Source organism: Luteolibacter arcticus, from assembly GCF_025950235.1.
Classification (GTDB): Bacteria; Verrucomicrobiota; Verrucomicrobiia; order Verrucomicrobiales; family Akkermansiaceae; genus Haloferula; species Haloferula arctica.
On the sequence record NZ_JAPDDT010000011.1, the window covers coordinates 64,570 to 89,826 of the forward strand.

Below are 25,257 nucleotides of genomic sequence, written 5' to 3' on the forward strand. Positions count from 1 at the left end.
ATCCCATCCGAAGCGAACAGAACACCATGAGGTCCAAACTCTTCCTGCTTGTCATTGCACTGGTCTGCCCAGCCGGTCTCCGCGCTCAGGCCGAGCCGTTGGATAACTTCAGCCAAATCTTGTCCGACGGGGTCGCCAACATCATCGTAGATTTCACCCGGGTGAGCATGCGTAGCGACAACTTCGGAGTTATGCTCCAAGATTCCGCAGGAAAATTCACGGCTTTTCAACCCGGTGCCCACCGCACTTACTTCGGAACCTGCATCAGCCATCCAGGAGCCTCTGCCCTCGCCTTAAGAAAGGCAAATGGCACCCTGATATGGCGCATCATTTTCGAAGACGGCTCGAACTGGACCTCCACGGGAAGTGGTGTTGTTGTCCGCAAGGTGCCAACCTGGACTCCCAGATGGCCCAGCAATGCCCTGTCGATCAACGGAGGGGCGGGAGCTGATGTTCGCGCCATTGAAATCGCCATCGATCTATCCTACAGGGAATTTGCCGCCACTAACTCGAATGCCGCAGACGCCATCGACATGGCCGAATTCTCGGTCCTGAGCACGAATGCGATCTTCCTGAGAGATTGCGCCATCCTGCATCGGATTGGCAAGATAGTCATCCGTACCAGCACCGTCACCGACCCCTACGAGGCCATGACGGCAAATACCTCCAACATGCTGCTTGCTGAAGCCAGTCGCCAGTGGAACGGGCCAGGCGCGGTCCTTCGTTCCGTAGTGGGAGCGACCTATCAGCAGGCGTGCGTTGTCACCCCTGCCGTTCAGGGAGGATTGACGACGATAGGCCCGTTCAATGGCAACCAGAGTACAACCGCCAATGGCGCTGAAGCCAACGGTGATTTTTTCAATGTCTGGAGACATGAGTCGGGGCATGCCTGGGGCGCGACTCACGAGGAAGGAGGGCCGGATCAACCGGAAGGTCCAACCATCATGTCCGGCAACAGCATGGCACGTTTCTCAAGCCCGGACATCGCAGCTTTCATTGCCTTTGGAAACGCACAACTCTCCGGTATCACCCGGATGGGGCCCTACCCGCTTTCCCTGCCACCGCGCGCCAATGCCGACCGGGTGCGCCTTTCCGGTCAGGGCGAGCCGGTCTTGGTGGATGTGATCGCCAACGATTCCGACTCGAATGGTCAGCCGCTGAAGCTCACCTCTCCAGACGAACAAGGACGATTCTCACAGCTCGGCGGTTCCGTAACCCTTTCGGTGGGCACCGGCCCCGGCGGACGAGACCAAATCCTCTATACGCCACCGCCGTTCACAACCACCGGAACCGACTCGTTCTTCTATCAAATTCAGGATCCTGATAAGAGAACCGCCACGGGCTACGTGGTCCTCAAACCCTATTACGACAACGAACTGGTCGGCCAATGGAGCTTTGACGAGAATTCAGGTGACGTGACCGCCGACTCTTCCTCCGGGCAGCTCAACGGAGACATCCAGACCTCGAAGTGGCTCGAGAACGGCCGCTTTGGTCCGGGACTCTCCTTTGACGGAGAATCCACCAGCGCAATCCTCACACCTCCGCCTGACTTCGTCTCCAACACGATCACCTTCGCCGGCTGGATTCGTCGCAAAGGGCTACAGGTCGAAAGTGCTGGAATCGCAGTCGAATATGTCGGTTTGACTTTCGGTGCAAACAACAGCTTACGGGGGATATGGCATGCCGACAATCAGCGCTATAGTTTAAACTCCACCTTGGTCCCTCCAGATGACACCTGGACGTTTGTCGCGCTCACCGTCTCTCCCACAAAGGCAACGCTGTATATGAAGCCGCAGGGTGGCATCCTTCAAAAGGCATCTTCTCCTACACGAGATTTCCTGCCACGAGCGTTCGAACGCAAGATTGTCTTTGGCGGTGACTACGGCCGGAATACCTGGCGGTTCCGCGGCGACCTGGATCACTTTCTCCTGTATAAACGCACGCTCACCGAACCTGAAGTCGGTGCTCTCGCCCTTGGCAACGGCCCGGCGCGGGTTCTTTCTCCCTCTGCCAATGAAGAAATCAAGGCCGGAGCCGCATTCAACCTGACCTGGGCCGGCACCGGCCCAAGCACCTATCGGGTCTATCTGGGCGGGGATTTTGCGACCGTGCGCGATGCCCTGCCCGGCTCCCCTTCGGATCTTGGAACCTTCCTCGCAACCTCACTCACCAATCCGGGACTCCACTCAGGAAGCTGGTTCTGGCGCGTTGACTCCACCGATCCGCAGGGAATCGTTTTCAAAGGTGCAACCATACCCTTCATCGCCACTGAAGATCCGCTCGGGATGGTCGGTTGGTGGAAAATGAACGCCACCTCGGGTGACCTTGCGGACGACTCCACCGGTCGCGGCGGCCACGGCAGCGTGACCGGAGGTACCTGGACACCCGGACGCCGGGCGGGCGCCCTTTCATTCGATGGTTCGGGCGGGGTTTCTTGCGGCACCCGTGCCTCCATCAGTGGACCCGGTGCATTCTCCGTAGGTGCCTGGGTTCGTATCCCCACCAGTCATGCCAACCAGGCAGTCATCGTTCAGCAGCGGTCTCCGAATCTTTTCAATGGACAATACGCGCTCCGCGTGGATGGCGACGGGAAGCCATCTTTCTGGGTTTATGGGGACAATGCCGAGCAGTTCAATTTCAAGGCGGTTAGTTCCATCAAAGACAACCAGTGGCACCACGTGATGGCGGTCCGCGAGGGAAACATGGGCCACATTTACATCGATGGAACGCTCTCTAACAGTGCCAGCGGCATCGCCAGAAGCCTGAACCCCGCCATCGCGGTTTTCATGGGCTACGACGCGCGCGACCGAAACCGGTATCTCACCGGCGCGATTGACGACGTCCGGATTTTTAACCGCGCCCTCGGCGCGGACGAGATCAACACCCTCATCAACCGGGCACCCGCGTTCAGCCCGGCTTCGCTAACATTCAGCGCGACCGAGGACATGGGTTTCTCCGGCCAACTCTCCGCCAACGACCTCGATATCCGCTCAGGTGAAGTTCTAAACTTCGTCAAAATTTCTGGCCCCCCCTGGCTCACCATCTCGCCTAACGGATTGCTCGTCGGCACTCCGGTGAATTCCAACGTGGGACCGAACCACTTCATCGTGCGGGTGACCGACACGGCGGGGCAGTTCGCGGAAGCAACGCTCACCCTCACGGTGCTGAATGTGAATGACGCCCCGGTCTTCGACGCTGCGGCTGCCAGGGCCTTCCAAGCGTCGAATGGAAAGGTCGTCGCAGGAGAGTCCTACTCCGCCGTTTTCTCAGCCACCGCCTCCGATGCCGATGGAGACAACCTCACCTACCTCAAGCAATCGGGGCCCGAGTGGCTGAAAGTCGGCGATAGCGGTACCTTGTCCGGCACTCCAGCGATCACCGATGAAGGAACGACAGCCGTCACCATCCTCGCCAAGGATTTCAGTGGCGAGTGGGCAGAGACCACTTTTGACATCACCGTCATCGTCCGTCGCGGTCTCGCGGTGGGCTTCTCGAATTCCACCGAGGCCAACACCGCAGTGCTGGCCACGGAGAACACCAACGCTCTGAAAGCGGCCATCGCCGTCAATGGACTTATCGTCTGGAACAACCAATCGATTGACGACGCAGGCAACGGAACCTTGGCGAACGGACACGGCACCGGAACCTATTTCGGAGTTACGGTGAATTCGTTCTCTTCCGTCCCCTATCAGCGCGGCTCGTCATCTCTCTCGGTCAGCGATGCTTCCCAACGGGTGTTCCGCTACTACCTCGACGATGGCGACAGTGGTGGCTACTTCGACGGCGACTCGATCGGTGCATCCATCCACCTCACCGGACTCGGCCAGCTCCTCAGCGCAAACCGGGCCACGAACTACACGCTCACCCTACTCTTCAACGCCGACAGCACCTCCGGCACGCCTTTCCATCCGGCGACTGTCCGCGACGGCGTACCCTCCACGCCATCCTTCACAGCGATCCGCAGCCTGCCGCTTCTCGGAACTATTAACCCGACGCTTCTCGGCGATGGCAAGCAACCACTGCCGTCCGTAGGCACCGATATCGGCGGCCAGCGCGGCTGGGGCAGGTTCACCGGCCTCACGGCGAACAACCTCACCATCTCGCTGCCCGCTAGGTCCGGAAACACGCGGGGCTCAATTGCAGGATTCATCATCACCCCGAACACTGACATTCTTCCGCAGGCAAACGCCGGCGAGCAGGACGGCTATGCTCAATGGCTCAACAGTCACTTTGGTGCCGCCGAGGGAAATCCGCAGACAGCAGGTGAAACCGCAGATCCCAACGCAGACGGCGTGCAGAACCTGCTGGCCTACGCAATGGGTATCGACCCGCTCGCGCCAGCCGCAGCCGGGGCAACGGCGGCCCAGCGTGGTCACCTCGAACTGTCGAAAGGAAGCGGGACCTTCCATTTCGACTACCAGCGCGACCTGACCGCTTCCGGCGTCAGCCTCATCATCGAGGGATGCGCCGATCTCGGTAATCCCGTCGCATGGGAACCGGCCAATGTGGTGGAAGAAATCGTGTCGGAGGAAGCCGGCATCCGCACGATCCGTGCGACCTACACGCCGCCTTCGGGCGACCACCGCAGATTCTTCCGCTTGCGCGCCAGCCGCTGACACGTCGGGGAGGGCGTTCCGCCGGCTCGGGCGCATCGGCCGCGGTGACGGGCTTCCCGTGGCCGCGGCCCTTCAGTCTCAATCTTCACCCTACCCACTTCCTGCTAATCGGCATGTCAGACTACTCCTCATCCACCAGATCACCCGCATCTTATCCTCACCTCGCCTCTTCCGCTTTGCTCGCCCTCACCGGCATCTTCCTCGGCGCGGACCACGGCTTTGCCGAAGCTCCCACGGCCGCCCAAGAAGCGCCCGCAACCATGCCCGCGACGCCGGGGCTGGAGGTCAAGATCTTCCCCATCCGAGAGAAGAATCTGAGCAGTCTCATCTATGTTCCCGAGGGCTATGAAACCCCGGGGAAGAAATGGCCGCTGATCATTTTCTTGCACGGAGCGGGACAGAAGGGAACGGACACCGAGAAGCTCAAGCGCAACGGCCCCATCTCGCGGGTGCTTCAAGGGAAGAAGTTTCCCTTCGTGATTCTCGCCCCCCAATGTCCCGAGAATGGGTATTGGTCCAAACCCGAGCAAGTCGGCCAGCTCAATGAGATTCTCGATACCACCCTCAAGGAATACCACATCGACGAGACACGGGTTTATCTCACGGGGCTGAGCATGGGCGCCCATGGCGTCTGGAATTTCGCGGCCGCCCATCCTGAACGATTCGCTGCGATCGCGCCCATCGCCGGTGGCGCTGGTACGGAAGGCGGCAAGGTCGGAGAAGCGGCACGCCGGCTGGTCAAAATGCCCATCTGGGTCTTTCATGGCGACGCGGATGACCGGGTCGAGTTCAAACAATCCCAAATCATCGTGGATGCCCTCAAGGAAGCGGGCGCCGGCGACAACCTCCAGTTCACCATTTATCCCGGCGTGAAGCACGATTCATGGACGGCCACTTACAATAACGACGGGCTCTACACTTGGTTTTTGTCGCATCGGAAACAGCCCCCCTCGAATCCTTCCGGCAACTAAAGAAAGCTGGCCGAAGCCCTCGACATTGCTGGCGGTTTCGCACGGACAATTCCGCGAGCGACCGGTATTTAAACCAACACACCTTTTCACCCGAACCACTCATGACCATCCGCCGACTTTCGCTAGTCGTCTTCGTGCTAATCCTGCTTTACCTCGGATTTTCCCTCGGGGGATTCTTCCGGCGGGAAAGCCCGGCCGCGGAACGACCTGCGTCCCGAGGGGCGGCCGCCTTGAAGGAGATCCTTTCCGGAGCGGAGCTTGAGCCGGCCAAATTCCCCACCAAGACGGGTCCTCGTCCAGGAAACGGGAGTCCAAAGCGAAAGGTGGTGACTTCGGACATCGATACGGTGTTGCAGCCGGGCCAGATGCTGGTCACCGGCGGCTACCCGACGCGGGCCGGCCGCCGGGAGTTCATCATGATCGCCGCCGAACGCCATCCCGAGCCCGGCTACCCGGATCAGATCAAATTGACGGCCCGCGTCATGGACCTTGATCCCGCGGCGATGGGAGCCGCCGGCTTGGAGGACCTTGAATCCGACCGTGCCAGCACCCGGCAACACGGCCAGATCTGGGAGCCGGAGGAGGCGAAGGGAACGCTCGAGGCCCTCACCTCGCATTCCGGGGCGACTACTCTCAACCGCCCAACCCTAATGACCAAGCCCGGCTTGCCCGCCTCCATCACGATGGGACATGACGGCAATGATGATGAATTCCTGCTCGAGACCATGGTCGGTTTCGCGGCAGACGGCAGCGGTATTACCTTGGAGCTCGAAGTGAAGAGCATCACCAGCAAGGCGGCCGGAAACTGACTTCTCCGCAACGGGTTCGACGGCTTTCCGCGAAAGGAGATCCATTCGTCTGCCATCGGGAATCCGCCGGGGCGAAAGTCGTGCGGCGGTAGTCATCCCATCGGAAAGCCGGGCGGCGGTCGGGTTCCATGGGGAAAGCCGGCTTTCCGCGCTAGATCGATCGCCATCGACCGTCCGGCCGGCATTTTTTTTGCGGACGTCGGGAAATATTTTGTCCGGAATCCGGGGCGACCGGGTGTTCCTTGTTGAACCCGATGAGAACCGACGACGCCAACCTTTTGGGACTGTTCGCCCGCGAGCGGGATGAGTCCGCTTTCTCGGAGCTGGCGCGGCGTCACGGCGATCTCATTTTCCACACCGCGCTGCGCCGCACCGGCAACCATGCCATGGCGGAGGATGTGTCCCAGCAGGTGCTTTGCGCGCTGGCCCGCAAGGCCGCCCAACTCGCGCTCACCACCGGGGAGAGCGGTCTGGCTCCCTGGCTGCACCGCGCGACGATCTTCGAGGCATCAAAAGCCCTGCGCGCGGAGTCCTCCCGGCAGCGTCGCAAAGAACTCCAGCATCCCGACTCCATGCCTGCCACCGGTCCCGAAACCAGCACTTGGGAGGAGGCGATGCCCCATCTCGATCCCGCGCTCGACACTCTGGGGGAAAGCGACCGCGGGGTGCTGATCCTCCATTTCTTCCGCCGCCTGTCCTTCCGCGAGATCGCAACCAGCACGGGCAAATCCGCGGATGCCGTGCAGAAGCAATCCTCGCGTGCTCTGGAAAAGCTTTCCCGGCTCCTCCGCTCGCGCGGGGTGATCCTTCCGGCCGCCGTTCTCGCGGCCGGACTCACGGCGGAGTCAGCCAAGGCGGCCCCGGCCACGCTCGTCGCGACCTTGGCCGGCCACGCCGTTTCCACCACCGCCATCCTCCCGCTCAACCCGCTTCTCCTGATGCTCACCACTAAAACCAAAGTCCTCGTGCCGGTCGTCGTGATCGCGTGCGCGATCCCGCTCGGCTTGCAGCAGGCCGCCATTTCCAGCGGCAAGCGAGATCTCGCCGGGTTGACACAACATCCGACCCACTCCACGGCTACCGCGGATGCCATGGCAGCCCGCAAGCGCCTTTCCCGCCCGCCGGCATTGGACGTAGGTTTGTCCCCCAATCGCGACTGGCAAACGCTGATGGAGGAATGCTTCAGATCGAAGACCTCGACGGAGTTTGACGCATTCAACGCGAAGCTGGGACGCATCCCGCCGGCCGATCTCTCCCGTCTGATAAAGGAGGTGACAGACTCCGAGACTCCCGGGATGACAAAAGCCCTGTTCCTGGGGAACCTCGGCCGGACGCTCGCGGAAACCGATCCGGAGGCGGCCTGTAAGTTGATCATGGATGCCTTCAAGGGGTCTCCGTCATTCGCGCGACTTTTCAACCACGCGAACGGCGAGTTTCTGATCAAGCAGTGGGCCCGGCGGGATCCGGCCGCGGCCCAAACGTGGATCGAGAGTATGAAGCGGGACTTGAAGAATGGGGATTGGGTGCCGGACGCGGGGGTCGGGAAGTTCCAACTCCCGGTCTTCGAGCAGCGTCTCCGGGATGATCCCGAGTCCGCGCGCGCCTGGCTGGGCAGCCAACCCCCGGAGGCAAGATTGGAGCTGATGCGCATGGTGCTTTCCTCCCACGAAGTTTGGCTAGGTGAGCCCAATCCCGCGGAAGCCGCGGCCTATCTCCAGTATGCCAGGGAGACTGCAACTCCCGATGCCCCGCCACATACGATGTTGACCCGCCTGACGGGGCAGTTGATGCGCCATAAGCGGTTTCCGGATGTGAAGTCGTGGTTTTCAAGCGGGCAGCTCGCAGCCGAGGAGAAGCAGGTCGTCGCCGCCGCGGTGGCGCGCCTTTCCGCCAAGGACTCCAGGCAAGCGCCGGCTATTGAGGACTGGCTTCGGACGACCATGCCGAAGGACGCGGATCGTCTCCTACAGCAAGCACACGACAACCTTGAGAAATAGCCCGGCACCGGACGACCCGCCCTCATGAAACGAAAGCTTCTCATTCCCGGCATCCTTGCCTCCTCCACCGTGATCGGCCTGATCCAGTGGTCCAATCTTCAGCACCTCCGCGAGGAAATCGCGCGGGCACCGCAGCAGATCCCTTCCCCGGCGCGAGGCGGCGGGCGACTCGCGGATGGCACGTTCTCCGCCGGCAATCAGGCGCCCGCGGGCGATGCTGATCCGGTGTCGGAACTCAAGAAGCTCCTGGTGATGGGCAGGGGAGATACCTACCCCAACGGCGTCGGCGAGCGGAATGAACGCTACAACGCGTTGTTGAAACAAATGAGCCCCGATGCCCTGGCGCGGGTCCTGATGGAGCTGGAGGCAGGCCCGGATTCCCACCGGGAGTTCCAGATCCTACAGGACTATGTCGTGATTAACCCCCGCGGTGCCGTGGAGGTGGCGCTCGGTCTATCGGAGCGAATCGAGCAGCACCGCGACGATGAACGTCTGAGCCACCTTTTCGACCTGTGGACCCGTCAGGAAGCCGGTGCCGCCCTCGCATGGCTCCGGGCCGAAGAGTCCCGGATTCCCGCGGAGATCCGGGACGGCATGTTCCGCGATGCCTTCATCCAGCAGGCGGCATCCGATCCCCGGCAGGCTCTCGCCGATATTGCCGGCGAGGACCGGATCGCGAACCGGGAGACCGGTGAAACCATGGGCTATGCCTTGCAGGATCCGGAGACCGTTCGGGCCATTTTCAAGGCCATGGACGAGATGGCCGCGGATCCGGCCAAAGCCGCGGATCTCGCTCCGGTTCGCGAGGGATTGGCCGGCGCGCTCCACCACCTTTTCGACACCAACTCCTTTTCGGCGGCGGCGGGTGTGATCGATGAGTGCCTGACGGCGGACGAGAAGGCGGCGTTCGTGAACTCCTGCAACGAAAATGGAGGCGTCTATGAATCCCCGAAGTGGGCCGACTGGTTGATGGGATTCGAGCCTTCCCCGGGCGAAACCCCGCATCCCCTCGTCACGCGGATGCAGTCTTGGGCCAATGAAGATCCGAACTCGGCCGGTGCCTGGCTGGACCAGATGCCGGAAAGTCCGATGAAGGAAGAAACCATCGCCGCCTACGCGGAGGGACTCCGCAAGCGCGACCCGGCCCGCGCCGCCGAATGGGCGGTGCAACTGCCCGAAGACGAACGTCGTGACCAGGTCATCGAAAAGATCGCCGCGGCGTGGGAGAAAGGCGATCCGGACGCCGCCCGGAACTTGAGGCAGACCCACCTGTCCGGACATTGACCCGCCGGAAGAGCATCAACCGGCGGCGAAGACCTCACCGCGAGATCACCGGATCAAGCCAAAGGCCCCAATCGTTGTCGCGGCCGCCTTCGGCTTCGTCGGTGAGGAGGACGAGCGACTTCGCGCCGGTGAGGTCGATGCGGAAAAGTTCGAGCTTGCCGGACCCGATGACGGGGGATTGCCACTGTTGGCGGCCGTCCACTTCTACGGTGAAGCGGACGCTGCCGTCCTTGCCGTCGGCGATGCCGGCGAATCCTTCGAGCGATTTCCAGGAGCCATCGAGCTGCCACTCGTGGCGGGCGGGAGCGTGGGCGTAGAAGCCGTGGGTGAAGAGTTTTCCGCCGCTGATCAGCAGGGGGGAGTCTTCCGGGAGACGGTCGCGTGTCGCTTTCCCGTAGCCGACCTTGGCGTTTGCGGGCGGGAGATCGGAAAGCGCCAGCGAGCGGATGGTCTGGGAAGGCGGGCGACGGACTTCATCGGACTCGATGAGCCGCTTGGCGATGGCCAGGAGTTTGGCATCGTTGCGGAGCGCGGGGCGGGCGAGCAGGGTTTTGGCGAGGGCCTTGTTGTTCTGCTTCAGGGCATCGGCCACCGGAGCGAGGGTGAGGCGGGACTTGATGAGGGAAATGTCCGCGCTTCCGTCGCAGTCCACCGAGTAGGGATAGCGGAACGGAGTGGGGTTGAGGAAGCCGGAGGCGACGCCATTGGCCTGAAGGAAGACGACGCGTAGCTCCGCCTTTTTCCCGGAGGCGAGGGCTTGGCAGTCGAGGGCAAAGCGGCCCTCGGCATCCGGCACGGCGGAGGTGGAGGTCGCATCGTAATCGCCGCCGCCCTCGGGATCCATGTAGGCGACGACGCCATAGACCGGGGGATCCGCGGTGACGGTTCCGGAGAAGACGAAGCCCTCGCCCTCACGGCGGATCGCGAGGTCAGCGGGGATGGCGGTGGCGGGAAGGTCGATGCCTTTGACCGAGCCGCAGAAGACGGGGTGGGAGGCAAGGCGGAGACCATCGGCCAAGGGGAGGAAGGAACCCTTGCCCTCGTCCCGCCGATCCTCGCGGTAGGAGCGGTTGCCGCTGCCCATGAGCGAGGTGCCGAAGTGCTTGTTTTCATCCTCCCGCTCGCGGCAATGGGGGAGCCCGAGCGCGTGGCCGAGCTCATGGCAGATGCCGCCGATGAAGATGGAGTTGTAGCGGCCGACGGAGATTTTCCCGTAATCGCCGTCCTGGACGAGCGGTTCCTTCTTTTCTAACAAGGCGAGATCGAGGATTGGCGAGTCCACCTGCCACGCGGTGCCATTCCGATGGGAGCCGCCAGCGTAGTAGGGGCTGTTTTGGGAGATGGTCGATTGTTTTGGATCCCAGGTGGCCATGTTGCAGAAGATGACGATCGTCTCCCGGTCGGGATCGATGCCCGCGGCGCGGAGCTGGGGCTGGCATTCGCTGCGGATGGCATTGCCGCTGTCGCGCTTGTAGTCGGCATGCGGACCGCGACCGCGGACGAGGTGGATATTGATCAAGCCATCGGCGGCGTGGTCGAAGCGCAGCGTGCGCGGGCCGAAGCCGAGGCGCTTCATTTCACCGGCGTAGAAATCGCGGATATCGAACAAGGCGGCGCTGAGGCGTTCGCGGTGGCGCGGTGCCGGTTCGCGGTCGGCGGGGGTCCAGAGGACGATTTGGAGTTTCCGTTCGGCGCGCTCGGGGTTCTTGGCCTGCCACGCATCGAGGATGGCGCGGGCGGCGGGGACTTGGGTGGCGATCTCTTCCTGCGGCGTGGCGACAAGCGGGAAGGGGAGCAGAGACAAGGAGATGAGAAGGACGTGGCGGGCGAATGAACTTTTCCGGAGCTTCATTGTTTTGAGGGGCCGTTGCCGGGACATGGGTATGAAATGCGGCTTTGCTTCACGACCTGACGAAAAATCGCCAGACCCCGTGATTTCGGATCGCCCGCCGGAGTATGGTGAAGCGCGCCGCGGGAAAGGTCAGGATTTGCCCTCCGCACGCATTCCATCCCAAGCTCTCCGCGCCATCTCCTTCCGTCCATGAAATCCAAAGCCCTGTTCCTCCTCGCCATCACCGCCAGCCTTGCCGCCAACGCCATCGCCGCGGATGCCAAGAAGCTGGTCATCATCGCCGGCAAGCCGAGCCATCCTGCAGGCATGCACGAGTTCCACGCTGGTGCCTTGCTGCTCCAGAAGTGCCTCGCCGATGTGCAGGGGCTGGAAGTTTCCGTGCATCCGAACCACTGGGTGTCGGATGAAAGCGTGTTGGAAACCGCCGATGCGGTGGTCGTCTACGCCGATGGCGGCAACGGTCATCCAATCCTCGAAAAGCCCGGCCGGAAGGAGAAGATCGCCAAGCTGATCGAGCGCGGCGGCGGCTTGATGCTGATGCACTACGCCGTGCAGTGCGCCGATCACGGCAAGGACCAGGGCGAATCCGGCGAGGTCTTCCGCGACTGGGTCGGCGGCGCGTATGAAGCCGGCTTTTCCTGCAACCCGATCTGGGAAGCGGACATCAAGAAGTACCCCGACCACCCGATCTGCAGCGGGTTGAAGCCGTTCAAGATCGCCGACGAGTGGTACTTCTCGATCCGTTTCCGCGAGGGAAACGAGGGCGTGAAATCCGTACTCGTCGCGACGCCGACCGATGAGACCCGCGACGGTCCCTACGTTCATCCCAAGGGCCCGTATCCGCATATCCAAGATAAGAAGGGCGAGGCGGAGACCATGATGTGGTGCGTCGAGCGCAAGGACGGCGGCCGCGGCGTCGGCTTCACCGGCGGCCACTTTCACAAGAACTGGGGTGACGATGAGTTCCGCAAGGTGGTGCTGAACGCGATGCTCTGGGTGTCGAGGGTCGAGGTTCCGAAGAGCGGTGTCGCCTCCAAGGTCCGTGCCGAAGAACTCGGCGCGAATCTGGACAAAAAATAGCCCCTTGCCGCACCGGTTCTAACAAAGGTCTCAATCCGTCTCCGATGAAAGCCACAGCCAAAACATCCGTCGCGCTCGCGCTCCTGGTCGCCGCCACCGCCCTGTCCATGCGCAAGTAGCCGGAGGGAAGCGGCGGTGAAGCGTTGTCAGCTTCCGGAAGCCGCGGAGAAGCGGTATTTCGGGCACGAAAGCGCCAGCTGAAGCGGCGGCGGAACGACCCTCGAAAGGTGGGGGAAGTCCTTCTTTGATGGACCGGAAGGATCCGCTTTCAAACGGAGAGCGGATCAGCCGTCTGGTTTCCGGCGCGGAGTCGGGTGACCGGTGCGTCTGCGAGGAAAGCATCCGGGAGTTGATCGCGTTGATCGATCATTTGAGCCCCGGCGAATTCAGGGAATCGACTGATCAGTTGCGGCCGTTCTTCGACAACGGCATGACAAATGCGAACCGCTAGGTGTTCTTCGCGGCGTGGGCGAAAGGCGATGGTGAGAGTGCGGTGGATTATGCGGAAACGGAACCGGCCGACTTGAACGAGCGGAAGTCGGCGTTGCGCGCCGCCTTCGGGTCGTATGCTTCGGCCAACGAGGGAGGCGCAATCCAGCGGGCGAAGTCGGTCGCCATCAACCGTCCGGCCGACATTTTTCGCGGACGTCGAAAAATATTTTGTCCGGAATCCGAGGCGACCGGGTGTTCCTTGTTGAACCCGATGAGAACCGACGACGCCAACCTTTTGGGACTGTTCGCCCGCGAGCGGGATGAGTCCGCTTTCTCGGAGCTGGCGCGTCGTCACGGCGGTCTCATTTTCCACACCGCGCTGCGCCGCACCGGCAACCATGCCATGGCGGAGGATGTGTCCCAGCAGGTGCTTTGCGCGCTGGCCCGCAAGGCCGCCCAACTCGCGCTCACCACCGCGGGGTGCTGATCCTCCACTTCTTCCGCCACCTGTCTTTCCCCGATTGCCGTCAGCACCGGCAAATCCGCCCGATTCCCGACGCATTTGATTCCCAACACCCATCATGAAACGAACCGCCATCATTCTTGCCGCTCCCGTGCTGCTTGTCACCGGGGTGCTGTGCTACCTGAGCATGGATTCTCCGCCGGCTGAAGAAGCGGCGGCGACGAAATCGCCGGCCCCGCGGGCAAAGGCGATCCCCGCTCCCGGAGCGCCTGCCGTGCCGCGCGGCGAACGGGCGGCAGCCGCCGCACCGGTGCTGGAGATTCCCGAACTGGCCGCTCTGAGCGAATGGCAAGCGCGCTGGCAGAGCGCGGAGCCAGACCGGCGGCCGACGCTGCTGGAAGAAGGGCTGCGGCTCGCGGCGGCGCGCAAGCCGGTGATGGCGGAGCTCATGCGCACCCGACCGGAAGAAGCGCTGCAAGCGGCGCTGACCTGGAGCCAATGGGCGGCGCTGCCGGAAGCGGTGCGCACGCTGACCGAGCGGCCGTTCAGCATGACGGCGAACTACGATGTGCTTTCCGACTGCCGTCCGGCGGAGGAGCGCAACCGGGAGCCGCGTCACCTGACCTGGCTCGGGACGGCGGAGGGCTCGCTCAAGGTGCATCCGTGGAGCGGGTGGAAAGACGTGACGAGCAAGAGCGGACTGCCGGTGCAGGGCATCCGGCTGGAGGACGAGGTGGTGCTTCGTTCCGGGGTATTCCAGTTGCTCGACGCCGCGGATGCGGCGGCCGTCGCCGGGCTGTTGCCGTCGCGGAAGGACGATGCCGGACTTCAGGTCACGGCGCTGGTCGGCGGCGAGCGCGTCACCTTTCCTGATACGAGTTCGGTGAATGTCATCGCCGGCGAACTGACCGCCGCGCTGCTTTTGAACGGGCCGCATACCGTGGAAGCAGGGCTGGCGATCGCCTTCTCCAGTTCGAGCGGGCAGGCCGGCAGCATCATCGGCGGAGCGTCCGCCGCGTCGCTGGCATGGAGCGCCACGCCCAAGCGGGTGCTCGCGCTGCGGCTCGATTTCGCGGATGCCATCGGGGCGGTTTTCACCGAGGCGACGCTGGAGGCCCGGCTGGCCTCGGCCTCGGCTCGCTTGGAAAGCATGTCTTATGGAGTGACCAGACTCAGCACTATGACGGCGACGCCGCAGGTGCTGCGGCTGCCGCGAACCAGGGCGCAATACCAGGCGCTTCCCAGCACCTCCGGCCCGCTGGCGGACGACGCATTGGTCGCTGCGGTCGCGGCAGGCTATGTTCTGGCGGACTACGACATTTTCATTTTCTCGGCGATTCCCACCGGGGACATGACCGGAGCCTTCGCCAACGTCGGAGGCTCTCGGCAGTGGGTCACGGGGCAATCCGACTACGGCACCTTCCTCCACGAACTCGGGCACAACTACGGGCTCAATCACGCGAACGCCTGGGTGGGCAACCAGGCCGGTGGCGACTGGACGGAACGCAACGGCTTCGTCACCCAGTATGGCCCGGCCGCGAACGACGAGTACAACGACGTGTTCGATGCCATGGGGAACCAGCACCGGACCGCCCCCGGCAGCACGTGGGTGACTGACTTCGGGGATTTCTCGATGGATAGCAAGGTGTGCCTCGGCTGGATGCAGCCGGCGGCGGTCGCCGATGCCACGGCGAGCGGCATCTACCGGGTTCACCGCTTCGATCACGCGGATGCGGCCGATGACCCGAACCGGAAGCTGGCACTGAGTTTCCGCACGGCGGATGGCCAGCGGATCTGGGCGGGATTGCGGCGGAACTACGTCAACAACCCGCTGCTGGGTACGAGCGCCTACCTGGTGTGGGCGAACTCGGTGAACGGCCACCGCCAGATCGACTGCACGCCTTTCTCCCGGATCAATGCGATTCCGGGAAACGGCTACGACGCCGGCGATCTCGACCGGGAGGACGCCGGGCTGCCGACGGGAGTGACTTGGACCGCGCCGGACGGCTCGGTGCGCCTGACCAATCTGGGATTCGGCGGGGTGGCACCGAACGAGTATCTCGACCTCCAGGTGGAGCTGCTACCGGCGGCCGCGGCGTATGATCTTTTCACGACGGCGGCGCTGACGACACCCGGCCTCACCGGCAGCTATTTCAACAGCGGCCTCCGCGCCGTCAACCAGTCCGACTGGACCGCGAGCCAAGTAAGCACCGGGACGCGCGTCGATGCTCCGCCTCACTTTCCCTCCGCGGGCTGGGGTTCGCGGGCCGCGGTCGGAGTCACCGGCGGGACCGATGCGGATTGGAACAATTTCTCCGTGCAATGGGACGGCTATGTCCGGATCAACCGGACCACGCGGCTGGCCACGAAGAGCGACGACGGCAGCCGGATGTGGATCGATACCAACGCCAACGACGCGTTCGAAGCGGGCGAGCTCCTCAACAACGGCTGGGGCACCGGCCAGGCGGCCACGGTCGGCCAATACAGTGCCGCGTTGCCGGCCGGCAACTACAAGGTCCGGATCCAGTATGAAGAGGGAGGGGGCGGAAATTCGTTCCAACTGGTCCACCAGGGAGAAGGGGACTTTGAGATCTATCAGGACGAGCAGCTCCAGACTTACGGACTCAACGCGAGCTTCGTGAACGCCAGCCTCCGCAATGTCGCGGCGCAGGCCGACTGGACAACCACCCAGGCGATTTCGGGAAACCGTGCGGACCCGATCCCGCTCTATCTCGACAATGGCATGGGAGTCCGGAACACGGTGGGAATCACCGGTGGCAGCGATGGCGACTGGCGGAATTTCTCCGTTCAATACGACGGCTACCTCAAGGTCCTGCGCCGGACGCGCTTCATCAACTACGGCGCGGGCGGCGCGCGCTTCTGGATCGATACGAATGACGATGGCAATTTCGGGGCGGCGGCACCGGAATACACCCCGAGCAACTGGGGTCAGAACGGGAATGCCCGTTTCGGCGGCTTCTCCGGCTGGGTCGAACCGGGGGACTATCGCGTGCGGGTCCAGCAGGCGGTCGAGCAGGATGGCAACCGCTTCGGCCTGTTGGGGCAGAACGACCGCCAGGTTCATGACGGGCTTGGCCTCAGCTTGAACGGCAATGGCTGGGTCTCCGCGCCGGCCGGTGCCGCCGTCAGCGGCAACTTCACAGTGGAAGCGTGGGTCCGGCCCTCGCAGACCGCCGGGGTGATGACCGTCTTCAGCACCCAGACCGCCGCCGCGGACTTCGGCTTCGCCGGCAAGATCAGCGATGGCAACGAGGTCTCCGGAAGAATCGGCACCGCCAACGCCTGGCTGAACGGGGATGCTTGGATCGGCGTGAACTACCGCGCCAACGAGTGGATGCACGTCGCCTACGCGGTGTCCGGGAACGAGTGCGCGATCTACGTGAACGGCTGGAAGGCCGGCAGCAGAAACTTCAACGGCGTCCCCGTGCTCTTCGATGCGAACCACCCGCCGCTGATCGGCAGGGACGCCAGGAGGGTCAACGAAGGCTTCCGGGGTCAGATGGATGAAGTGCGGGTCTGGAACACCACGCGCAGCGGCGAGCAGATCGCCTCGAACTACCGCCGGCCGGTCGCCGCGAACGCGCCGGGCCTCGTCTCCTGCTGGCGCTTCGACGATGCCGCGGGTGCCGTTCCTTCCGACCTCGTCAATGCCCGCAACGGGGCTCTCAACGGTGATGCCGCGCTGACCGATCTTGAAACGCCGGTGACCCCGACGCCCGCGCTCATCGTGAACTCGCTGGCAGCGTCCGGCACCGGATCGCTGCAGGAAGCTCTGGGCGTCGCCGCGGGCTTGCCCGGTCCCGTGACCATCAACATCACCGTCACGGACGCCGCCACCGCGCTCCAGGCTTACGCGAGAAATCTCAACGGTGGTGCTGCCAACGAGCTCGTCTTCGCCAAGACCTCCGGCCCGGCGTGGCTGAACGTGGCAGCCAACGGCACCATCTCGGGCACCCCGGACGCGGCGAACGCCGGGGCCAATGCTTTCACCTTGAGCGTGACGAATGCCGCCGGCACGACCTTTGTGGTCACGCTTAACATCGACGCCGCATCCGCCGATCTCGCGGCGGACCTGGATGGCGACGGCTTCACCAACGGACTGGAAATCACCCTCGGCACCAATCCGAAACTATCCGCGTCCCAACCGGCGGCGACCTACGCCAACCTCCGCGGCTGGTGGAAATTTGACGAAAACTCCGGCACCGTGGCCGACGACTCCACCGGCCGTATCCAGGACGGTGCCGTCAGCGGTGCCACCTGGACGGCGGGCACAGCCCAAGGCGCACTGTCCTTCGATGGCGCGGACTCGGTTTCGACGCCTTCCAGTCTTCTCAGCAACCGCCCGGCGTTCACCCTCTCGGGCTGCTACAAATCATCCCTGGCCAATGGCGATCGGATCGGGCTTTGGGGCCAGGACGACGCCGTCGAGTTCGGCATCAGCGGGAGGAGTCTTCAAATCTGGACCCCCGGCGGCGGCAGCGCGTCCACCCCGCTTCCGTCGGTCGGCCAGTGGCACCACGTCACCTGCGTCGGCGATGGCACCACGTTGAAAATCTACATCGACGGCGTGCTCGCCACCACCGGCGGCTCGGCCACGTCAAACTACGGATCGTCCGCGTCCCCGTTCCGCATCGGTGGCGGCGGGATCTGGGATCCGACCGGCAATGGTTTCACCGGCGAGATCGACGATGTCCGCATTTACGAACGCGCCCTTTCTGCCGCGGAAGTCCGCGCGCTTCACGGCACGCTGGTGCCGAACCGCGCCCCGGTTTTTACCGTCGGCTCGCTCGTCGCCAACGCGACCGAAGACTTGGCCTTCGTCGGCCAACTCGAGGCGTCTGACTCGGACTACGGCGACACGCGGACCTACGAAAAGGTCGGAGCCGCTGGTTGGCTGCAAGTCGCCGCGAACGGCGCACTCTCCGGCACCCCTGACAACAGCCATGTCGGCCTGAACAACTTCACGGTGCGTGTGAGGGATGCCGGTGGTCTCACCACCGATGCGACCTTGACCGTCACCGTGACGAACGTGAATGACGCGCCGATGCTCTCCGTGGTCGCGGACCAAAGCATCAACGAGGACACCGCCACCTCCGCCATCGCCTTCACGGTTGGCGATGTCGATACGGCCATCGCGTCTCTCACGGTCACAGGCGCCTCGTCCGACACGACCTTGCTGCCTTTGGCAAACGTGGTGCTCGGCGGCAGCGGCGCGAACCGCACCGTCACGCTGACTCCCGCTGCCAATCAATTTGGCGTTTCCAACGTCACCCTAACGGTGAGCGACGGGACCGTCACGGCGACCGATACCTTCGTGCTCACGGTCGTCCCGGTGAACGACCTGCCCCTCGCCGTCAACGATGGCAGCGCCGGCACGCCCTTCGCCACCCTTGCGGAAGATGCCGTATCGTCGCCGCTCGCGGTGCTTGCCAATGACAGTGACTTGGACCTCAACCCGCTCACCGTGACTGCGGCGAACTCACCGAATGGTTTCGTCGTGATCAACTCGGGCACCACCCTGACCTTCACGCCTTCCGCAAACTTCAACGGCGCGGCGACGATCAACTACACGATCTCCGACGGCGAGGGCGGGAGTTCCAACGCCACGGTCGTTGTCACGGTCACGGCGGTCAACGACGCGCCGACAATCTCTTTGGTCGCGGACCAGAGCATCAACGAGGACACCGCCACCTCCGCCATCGCCTTAACGATCGGCGATGTTGAAACCGCCGCCGCGTCTCTCACGGTCACCCGCGCCTCGTCCGACACGACCTTGTTGCCTTTGGCGAACGTGGTACTCGGCGGCAGCGGCGCGAACCGCACCGTCACGCTGACCCCGGCCGCCAATCAATTCGGGACGTCCGCTGTCACTCTTGCGGTGAGCGACGGAACCGCCACCACGACCGCTACCTTTGTGCTGACCGTCACTCCCGTGAACGACCTGCCTCTCGCCGTCAACGATGGCAGCGCCGGCACGCCCTTCGCCACCCTCGCGGAAGATGCCGTATCGTCGCCGCTCGCGGTGCTCGCCAACGACAGTGACGTGGACCTCGATACGCTCACCGTGACCGCCGCGACCTCTTCAAACGGTGCTGTCGCGATCAACTCGGGAACCACCCTGATCTTCACGCCCGACGCCAACTTCAACGGCGCGGCGACGATCAACTACACGATCTCCGACGGCGAGGGCGGGAGTTCCAACGCCACGGTCGTTGTCACGGTCACGCCGGTTAACGACCTGCCGGTCATCGACGCCGTCACGCTCGCCGCCTTCCAGCTCGCCGAGCGGGACGCGATCTCCGGCGAGGACTACGCCACCGCCTTCGCCGGCATCGCCTCCGATCCCGAGGGTGAAAGCCTGACCTTCACGAAACGCTCCGGCCCCGGCTGGCTCACCGTCGCCCCCGGCGGCGCGCTGACCGGCACTCCCGCCGCCAGCGATGAAGCCGCCGCCACCCCCGTCGTCATCCGCGCCACCGATCCCGGCGGGGCGTGGGTGGAGGCGAGCTTCGACCTCACCGTCATCGTCCGCCGCAGCCTGGCGGTGAACTACCGGCAATCCACCAGCGACAACACCGCGGTCGCCGCCGTGGAAAACACCTTCGCGCTGAACACCGCCGCCGCCATCACCGGACCCGTCGTTTGGAACAACCAAGCGATTGACGACGCGGGCAACGGACCTTTGGCGAACGGCCGCGGCACCGGCAGCTACTCCGGCGTCACGGTGAACTCGTTCTCCTCCGTTCCGTACCAGCGGGGATCGAACGCCCTCTCCGGCAGCGATGCCTCCCAGCGCGTCTTCCGCTACTACCTCGACGATAGCGGCGGCGGCGGCAGCTACTCTGCCAGCGACTCGGTCGGCGCGTCCATCCACCTCACCGGGCTCCAGCAGTTCGTCAAAGCCAACCGCGCGACGAGCTACACGCTGACCCTGCTGTTCAATGCGGACAGCACCATCGCCGAGCCCTTCCACGACGCGACCGTCCACAGCGGCGTGCCCTCGGAGCCCTCCGCCGATGCGATCGGCGACCTGCCTCCGCTCGGAACCATCACCGCGGCCCTACTGGGCGATGGGAAGCAACCTTTGCCCGCGGTCGGCACCGTGACCGCCGGCAAGCGCGGCTGGGGCAAGCTCGCCGGCCTGACCGATGATAGCATCACCATCTCCCTGCCCGTCAGCAGCGGCGGCAAGCGCGGCTCCATCGCCGGCTTCATCCTCACCCCGGCCACCGACCCGCAGCCGCAGCCGCAGCCGCAGGCGCAGGCGCAGGACGGCTATGCCCAATGGGCCGGCGCCCGTTTCGGCGAAGCCTCCACCGACCCCGAAACCGCTGGCAAGGAAGCCGATCCGAACCACGACGGTGTGGTGAACCTGCTCGCCTACGCCATGGGCATCGACCCTCTCGCCCCGCCCGCTGTCGGAGCGACACCCGCCCAGCGTGGACACCTTGAGCTGACGAAGAGGAATGGAACCTTCCACTTCGACTACCAGCGCGACCTGACCGTTTCCGGTGTCAGCCTCGTCATCGAAGAAAGCACCGACCTCGGCGATGCCAGCGCTTGGGCACCGGCCAACGTGGTGAAAGAAATCCTCTCCGAAGAAGGCGGGATCCGCACGATCCGCGCGACCTACACGCCACCACCGGGAGACACCCGCCGCTTCTTCCGCTTGCGCGCCAGCCAGTGACGTTATTGGGGTCTCGTTATTGGTTTTTGCGCATCGGCCTCGGTGACGGATCGCCCGTCATCGAGGCCTTGATTCTCACGAAACGAAATCTCGAAATACCCTGAAATCAGCGGCTCTCGATTCACCCGGCAAATCCCATGAACACCCCATAAAGGCCCGGCGGTTGGGGGAAGGCCTTCTGGTTGTCCTCCGTGTCGGCGAGGTTCACCGTCGAGCCCTCGACGGCCTTGAGGGTGAAGCCATGCCAGCGGTCGTCCTCCCATTGGCGTCGTGCAAGCGCCTCGCCGACCCGGTGCGCCACCTAGTCGAGGAAAGCGTCGGAGAGGCGGCACCTGGCCTTGGAGTAGGAACTGGTGTCGCTGGACGAGACCGGCAGCCCCTGGGAACGGCACCAGCTCTGGACGAAGCCGATGGCCTTCGAGCAAGGGGCGTTGCCTTCCAGTATCTGGGCAAGCCAGGCCCAGAACACCGGGACATGGCCGAAATGGCGGTTGCGCCGGGTCGGGTCGATCCTCCCGAGGAAAGCCGATGGAAGGACGTCGCCGAACATCACGGAATAACCGCTGAGGGACTCGCCGGCCAGCGACTCGCGGAGCCTGCGGATCCCGGCTTGAAACCTGCGGCGTGCGGTGGCAAAGACGTGTGACGGAAAGTTGGCCAGGACGGGTTGTTGCTTCACAACTACAACTACCGTACTTCGGCCGGCTTTCCGTCACCCCTGCAGCCCGAAAACGGGCTTAACCCCGTGCCATTCGGGACAGGCACTTTTATCCTATTGGCACTTTTAACCTATTCATAGGTGACAGTGAGCTTCGGACGGTTGGCCGCCGCCGTGTCCTCGCTCGAGCTGAAGTCGAGGCCGTTGGAGTTGTTGACGTAGTCCATGATGATGAAGCCATGGTTGCTCGAGGGGCTGTTGACCCACGATTGCACCTTGGCGACGCCGCTGGCATTGAGCGCGAACGTTTTCAGCCCCGTGGTGGAGCTGCTCATCGTGCCGAGAACGGTGCTCTCGCGATCGGTCGATGTGTTACTGGCTCCGGGGGTTCCCCAGTTCGCGCCGCTGGCGGCGATGTTCCATGTGGCTTGCGATGGGGTCCAATTACGGCGGAGGGCGTAGATCTCATAGGCTTCCGTGGTGACATCGGTGACGTTCACCGTGATGCTGGCCGCGGTGACTGTCTTCCCGGCAGGGATGGAGGACAGATTCCACCGGATGAGGCCGGCGTAGTCCGGACTGCCGTCGATTTCAATCGAGGTGGCGGTGCCGTAGTTGGTGGTCGCCGCGTTGCTGCGGATCTTGGTGTCGGTGGCGCCGCTGTAGCCGTTCGTGCCATTCTGGAGAGAGACGACGGTCGAGCCCGCGCCGGGCACGACGGTGATGCCGACGTTCGCGGAGGTGGTGATAGATCCCTGATTGTCGGTCGCGCGGGCGGTGACGGTGTAACTGCCAGCCGGCACGCTGCTCCACGAGATCGAGTAGGGGCTGGTGCTGTCGGAGCCGATGACGGAACCGTTGGCGAGGAATTCCACGCCGGTCACGCTGCCGTCGGAGTCGGCCGCGTTCGCGCTCACCGTGATGGCCGCGGGGGCCGTGAAGCTGCCGCCGCTGGAAGGCGCGGTGAGAGCCACGGTCGGAGCGACGTTGCCCGGGGTGCCCGCGTCGCGCGGATACATCGTGATCACGCCGCCATTCGAAGGATTCCAGACGTTCAGGCCGGACGGGAGGGCGAAGGGATTCGAATCGGAAACGGAGGCGACCGACGAGACATTCGCGACGTCGATGGTGCGGAGTTCCATGCGGTCCTGGTAGGCGTGGACCCACATCAGGTTGTTGAAGCTTTCGCTGTTGCGGGTGTAGCTTTTGTTGTCGTTGGCGGAGCGCAGCGGGGCTCCCCAGCATCCTTCACCGACATAGACGGTGCCATTGGCATCATCCCGGGTGAAGGCGCTGGCCGAGGAGGTGCTGCCGGTGGGCCGGACGGGCCAGGTGGTTTTCACACAATGGGAGTCGCTCTCCGAGACGAGGCTCATCGCGTGGTCGTAAAAGGGCTGGGCCCAGGCGGAGTAGATCGCGGTGTTCTCTGCTTTCGCCGATTCGTGGGGGAACATCGGCTTGTGATACTGCGCAATCTTCCACTTCGCGGCGGTGTTGGCCGCGAGGTCGTCCGACAGCCAGGTGCCTTGGGTGCCGCCGGCGGTGATCTCGCTGTTGAGGGTGTAAAGCCGCATGAAGCTGCCGCCGACGTTGAGCGCGTAGTAAACGTTCGCGTTGGGGATATCGAACATGTCCACAAGGCTGAGATTATCGTCGTGGTTGCCGCGGGCGGCGATGATGGGATACATCCGGCCGTCGGTTGATTTGGTCTGCTGCCAGTCGGCGAACCAGTCGGCCCACTCGGTGTTGGTGTTGCCGTCGGTGTAGTCGCCGCCGAAAAGAACGAACAGCGGGCGCAGCTTCGAGACCATCTGATTGGCCTGCTGGCGGGGGGTGCGGTTGTTGCGCGAGTCGCCGCCGGTGATGTAGGTGAGATCCTTGGCCACCGTCGGAGCGGTGCGGAACCACATCCGGGCGCTGGTGCCGGAGCTGTCGCGTACGACGAAGTAGTAGGCAGTGTCCGGGGACAACCCGGCTAGGCGGGCGAAGCTGTGCGTCATGCCCTTCGCCGTCGTCGTGCGAGCGGGGGTGGCGCTGAGCGGATAGGACGCGTAATTGGTCCCGTGGTCGGTGGTGCCGTAATGGACGACCGGACTGGAGCCGCCGTTCTGGCGCCAGCCGACGACCATCGTCGACGAGGGGTCGGCCCGCCACGAGAGGCGGAAGTAGTCGGTCGCCGCGGTGGCTTGATCAGGAGTCAAGATGGCGAGCAAGGCGGCCAAGGCCGCGGCGGTGGGCTTCAGGATTGGATTCATGGTTCAACGGGTGTGTTTCTGGTTTCGGCGCCGTGGCTTGGGCCGGCGGCGAGATCGTTTCATCGCGCCGCCGGTCCGGGATCAGGCCGCGCACCAAGAGCCCGAGCACGACGAGTGGCAGCAGCGCGTTCGGGAGGCGGACGAGCATCTCCGGAATCCAGAAGAGCGCGCTTTCGTGGAAATTCTCCGGCGTGACGTTGGCAACAACGCGTGCGGACGCCGTGAGGAGGCCCCACGCGAAAGCATAGGCGGCCGCGGCGACACTCAGCCGGGGGATGAAGATCGTGAGAGCGACCAGGAAATCGAGGACACCCGCGGCGAAAAGGAACGTGACGGCGGCCTGCTCGCCGAGGCGGAGGATGGTCATGGCCATCGTCACCCACTCGCCGGGGAGCGGATAATAGCCGACCGCGTAAAGTCCATGGGCGGCGAAGGTCGCGGCCACCGCCACGGCGAGCCCGTGCCGTAGAAATGATCCGCCAGCTCCGGCCGGCCGGGTGGCGAGCAGCAAGGCGACCGGTGCTGAGATCGCACAGGCGAGTTCAAACAGCTCGCCGACACGCAGGAGCTTGTCGCGATAAACCGCGAAGGCGATAACCGCCAGCACCGTCGTCCCGGAAGCGAGCAGCAGCCGTGACCAGGTCCGCCGGGGCACGGTCACCAGCGCGGCGACCGCACACAAGGCCAGCACCACGCCGATGAACCGCGTGGCGAGCGCCAGATTCGACTCCACCACCGGGCTGGTCGCCCAGGTCGTCCAATCGAGCCCGAACACGGTTCCGACAAAGCCTTCCATCAGCGACTGCGAGAACAGGATAGGCCGGTAGGGAGTGCCTACAAAAAGGTGCTGCCACGCGCGGCCGATGAAGAGCGCGGCGCAGGCCCAGCGCAGGACGAGCGTGGTCGATCCGGCCAGCGCGGAGAGGAAACGTTGAACCCGCGGGATCGGCTGGGAGACCGGTTGAAAGTCGCGGATGTCCGCGGAGGCACGAGACTGCATGGATGGCTTTTTTCTTGATTCGCCCGTCCGCTATCAGCGCGAAACGGTTAGATACATCAACGCTATCTCTCTAAAACCGGGGAAGAGAATGGATGTGAAGGAATCTTCACCTGGCATGCGGAGGATTTGCAT

General features: G+C 63.8%; 13 protein-coding genes. 8 read left to right on the top strand and 5 right to left on the bottom strand.

Translation table 11 applies throughout. The annotated features are described in order from the left end of the window. Positions 1-26: 26 nt before the first annotated feature. The 5 genes from OKA05_RS20765 (at position 27) to OKA05_RS20785 (ending at position 9,677) form a co-directional block, all read left to right on the top strand. Positions 27-4,616, top strand: a complete 4,590-nt coding sequence (locus OKA05_RS20765) for a LamG-like jellyroll fold domain-containing protein (protein WP_264489112.1) — start codon at positions 27-29, stop codon at positions 4,614-4,616. Between the two features lie 113 nt (positions 4,617-4,729). Further along, entirely contained in the window at positions 4,730-5,587 is an 858-nt protein-coding gene (locus tag OKA05_RS20770; protein ID WP_264489113.1) for a carboxylesterase family protein, read from the top strand. Positions 5,588-5,688: 101 nt separating this feature from the next. After that, the gene (locus tag OKA05_RS20775) at positions 5,689-6,396 is read left to right on the top strand and encodes a hypothetical protein (RefSeq protein ID WP_264489114.1); all 708 of its coding nucleotides are present in this window, start codon (positions 5,689-5,691) and stop codon (positions 6,394-6,396) included. A 254-nt stretch (positions 6,397-6,650) separates the two neighbouring features. After that, positions 6,651-8,393, top strand: a complete 1,743-nt coding sequence (locus tag OKA05_RS20780; RefSeq protein ID WP_264489115.1) for an RNA polymerase sigma factor — start codon at positions 6,651-6,653, stop codon at positions 8,391-8,393. Positions 8,394-8,417: 24 nt separating this feature from the next. Then, a complete protein-coding gene (locus OKA05_RS20785; protein WP_264489116.1) occupies positions 8,418-9,677 on the top strand; it encodes a hypothetical protein in 1,260 nt (419 codons plus the stop codon). Positions 9,678-9,711: 34 nt separating this feature from the next. On the opposite strand, the gene OKA05_RS20790 is transcribed toward OKA05_RS20785, so the two are convergent. Continuing rightward, positions 9,712-11,529: an NPCBM/NEW2 domain-containing protein gene (locus OKA05_RS20790; protein ID WP_264489117.1), complete on the bottom strand. Its 1,818-nt coding sequence runs from the start codon at positions 11,527-11,529 to the stop codon at positions 9,712-9,714. Positions 11,530-11,718: 189 nt separating this feature from the next. Between OKA05_RS20790 and OKA05_RS20795 the strand changes: the two genes are divergently transcribed. The 3 genes from OKA05_RS20795 to OKA05_RS20805 all read left to right on the top strand — a co-directional run bounded on the left by OKA05_RS20795 (position 11,719) and on the right by OKA05_RS20805 (position 21,212). After that, the gene (locus OKA05_RS20795; RefSeq protein WP_264489118.1) at positions 11,719-12,609 is read left to right on the top strand and encodes a ThuA domain-containing protein; all 891 of its coding nucleotides are present in this window, start codon (positions 11,719-11,721) and stop codon (positions 12,607-12,609) included. A 451-nt stretch (positions 12,610-13,060) separates the two neighbouring features. Then, complete coding sequence (locus OKA05_RS20800) at positions 13,061-13,528, top strand: RNA polymerase sigma factor (RefSeq protein WP_264489119.1); 468 nt, start codon at positions 13,061-13,063, stop codon at positions 13,526-13,528. 94 nt (positions 13,529-13,622) lie between these two features. Next, entirely contained in the window at positions 13,623-21,212 is a 7,590-nt protein-coding gene (locus tag OKA05_RS20805; RefSeq protein WP_264489120.1) for a tandem-95 repeat protein, read from the top strand. 121 nt (positions 21,213-21,333) lie between these two features. Here OKA05_RS20805 and OKA05_RS20810 read toward each other — a convergent pair whose 3' ends face one another. The 4 genes from OKA05_RS20810 to OKA05_RS20825 all read right to left on the bottom strand — a co-directional run bounded on the left by OKA05_RS20810 (position 21,334) and on the right by OKA05_RS20825 (position 25,125). Next, entirely contained in the window at positions 21,334-21,513 is a 180-nt protein-coding gene (locus OKA05_RS20810) for a hypothetical protein (protein WP_264489121.1), read from the bottom strand. Beyond that, positions 21,514-21,891, bottom strand: coding sequence for a hypothetical protein (locus tag OKA05_RS20815; RefSeq protein ID WP_264489122.1), 378 nt, complete (start codon positions 21,889-21,891; stop codon positions 21,514-21,516). Positions 21,892-22,001: 110 nt separating this feature from the next. Further along, positions 22,002-24,125, bottom strand: a complete 2,124-nt coding sequence (locus OKA05_RS20820) for a DNRLRE domain-containing protein (protein WP_264489123.1) — start codon at positions 24,123-24,125, stop codon at positions 22,002-22,004. Further along, a complete protein-coding gene (locus OKA05_RS20825; protein ID WP_264489124.1) occupies positions 24,061-25,125 on the bottom strand; it encodes a hypothetical protein in 1,065 nt (354 codons plus the stop codon). Before OKA05_RS20825 ends, OKA05_RS20820 begins: the two co-directional genes overlap by 65 nt. Between the last annotated feature and the right edge of the window lie 132 nt (positions 25,126-25,257).

Coding starts and splice junctions, on each gene's coding strand:
- OKA05_RS20825 (WP_264489124.1), bottom strand. CDS start 25,125: ATGCAGTCTCGTGCCTCCGCGGACATCCGCGACTTTCAACCGGTCTCC.
- OKA05_RS20765 (WP_264489112.1), top strand. CDS start 27: ATGAGGTCCAAACTCTTCCTGCTTGTCATTGCACTGGTCTGCCCAGCC.
- OKA05_RS20775 (WP_264489114.1), top strand. CDS start 5,689: ATGACCATCCGCCGACTTTCGCTAGTCGTCTTCGTGCTAATCCTGCTT.
- OKA05_RS20805 (WP_264489120.1), top strand. CDS start 13,623: ATGAAACGAACCGCCATCATTCTTGCCGCTCCCGTGCTGCTTGTCACC.
- OKA05_RS20770 (WP_264489113.1), top strand. CDS start 4,730: ATGTCAGACTACTCCTCATCCACCAGATCACCCGCATCTTATCCTCAC.
- OKA05_RS20795 (WP_264489118.1), top strand. CDS start 11,719: ATGAAATCCAAAGCCCTGTTCCTCCTCGCCATCACCGCCAGCCTTGCC.
- OKA05_RS20785 (WP_264489116.1), top strand. CDS start 8,418: ATGAAACGAAAGCTTCTCATTCCCGGCATCCTTGCCTCCTCCACCGTG.
- OKA05_RS20820 (WP_264489123.1), bottom strand. CDS start 24,125: ATGAATCCAATCCTGAAGCCCACCGCCGCGGCCTTGGCCGCCTTGCTC.
- OKA05_RS20790 (WP_264489117.1), bottom strand. CDS start 11,529: ATGAAGCTCCGGAAAAGTTCATTCGCCCGCCACGTCCTTCTCATCTCC.
- OKA05_RS20780 (WP_264489115.1), top strand. CDS start 6,651: ATGAGAACCGACGACGCCAACCTTTTGGGACTGTTCGCCCGCGAGCGG.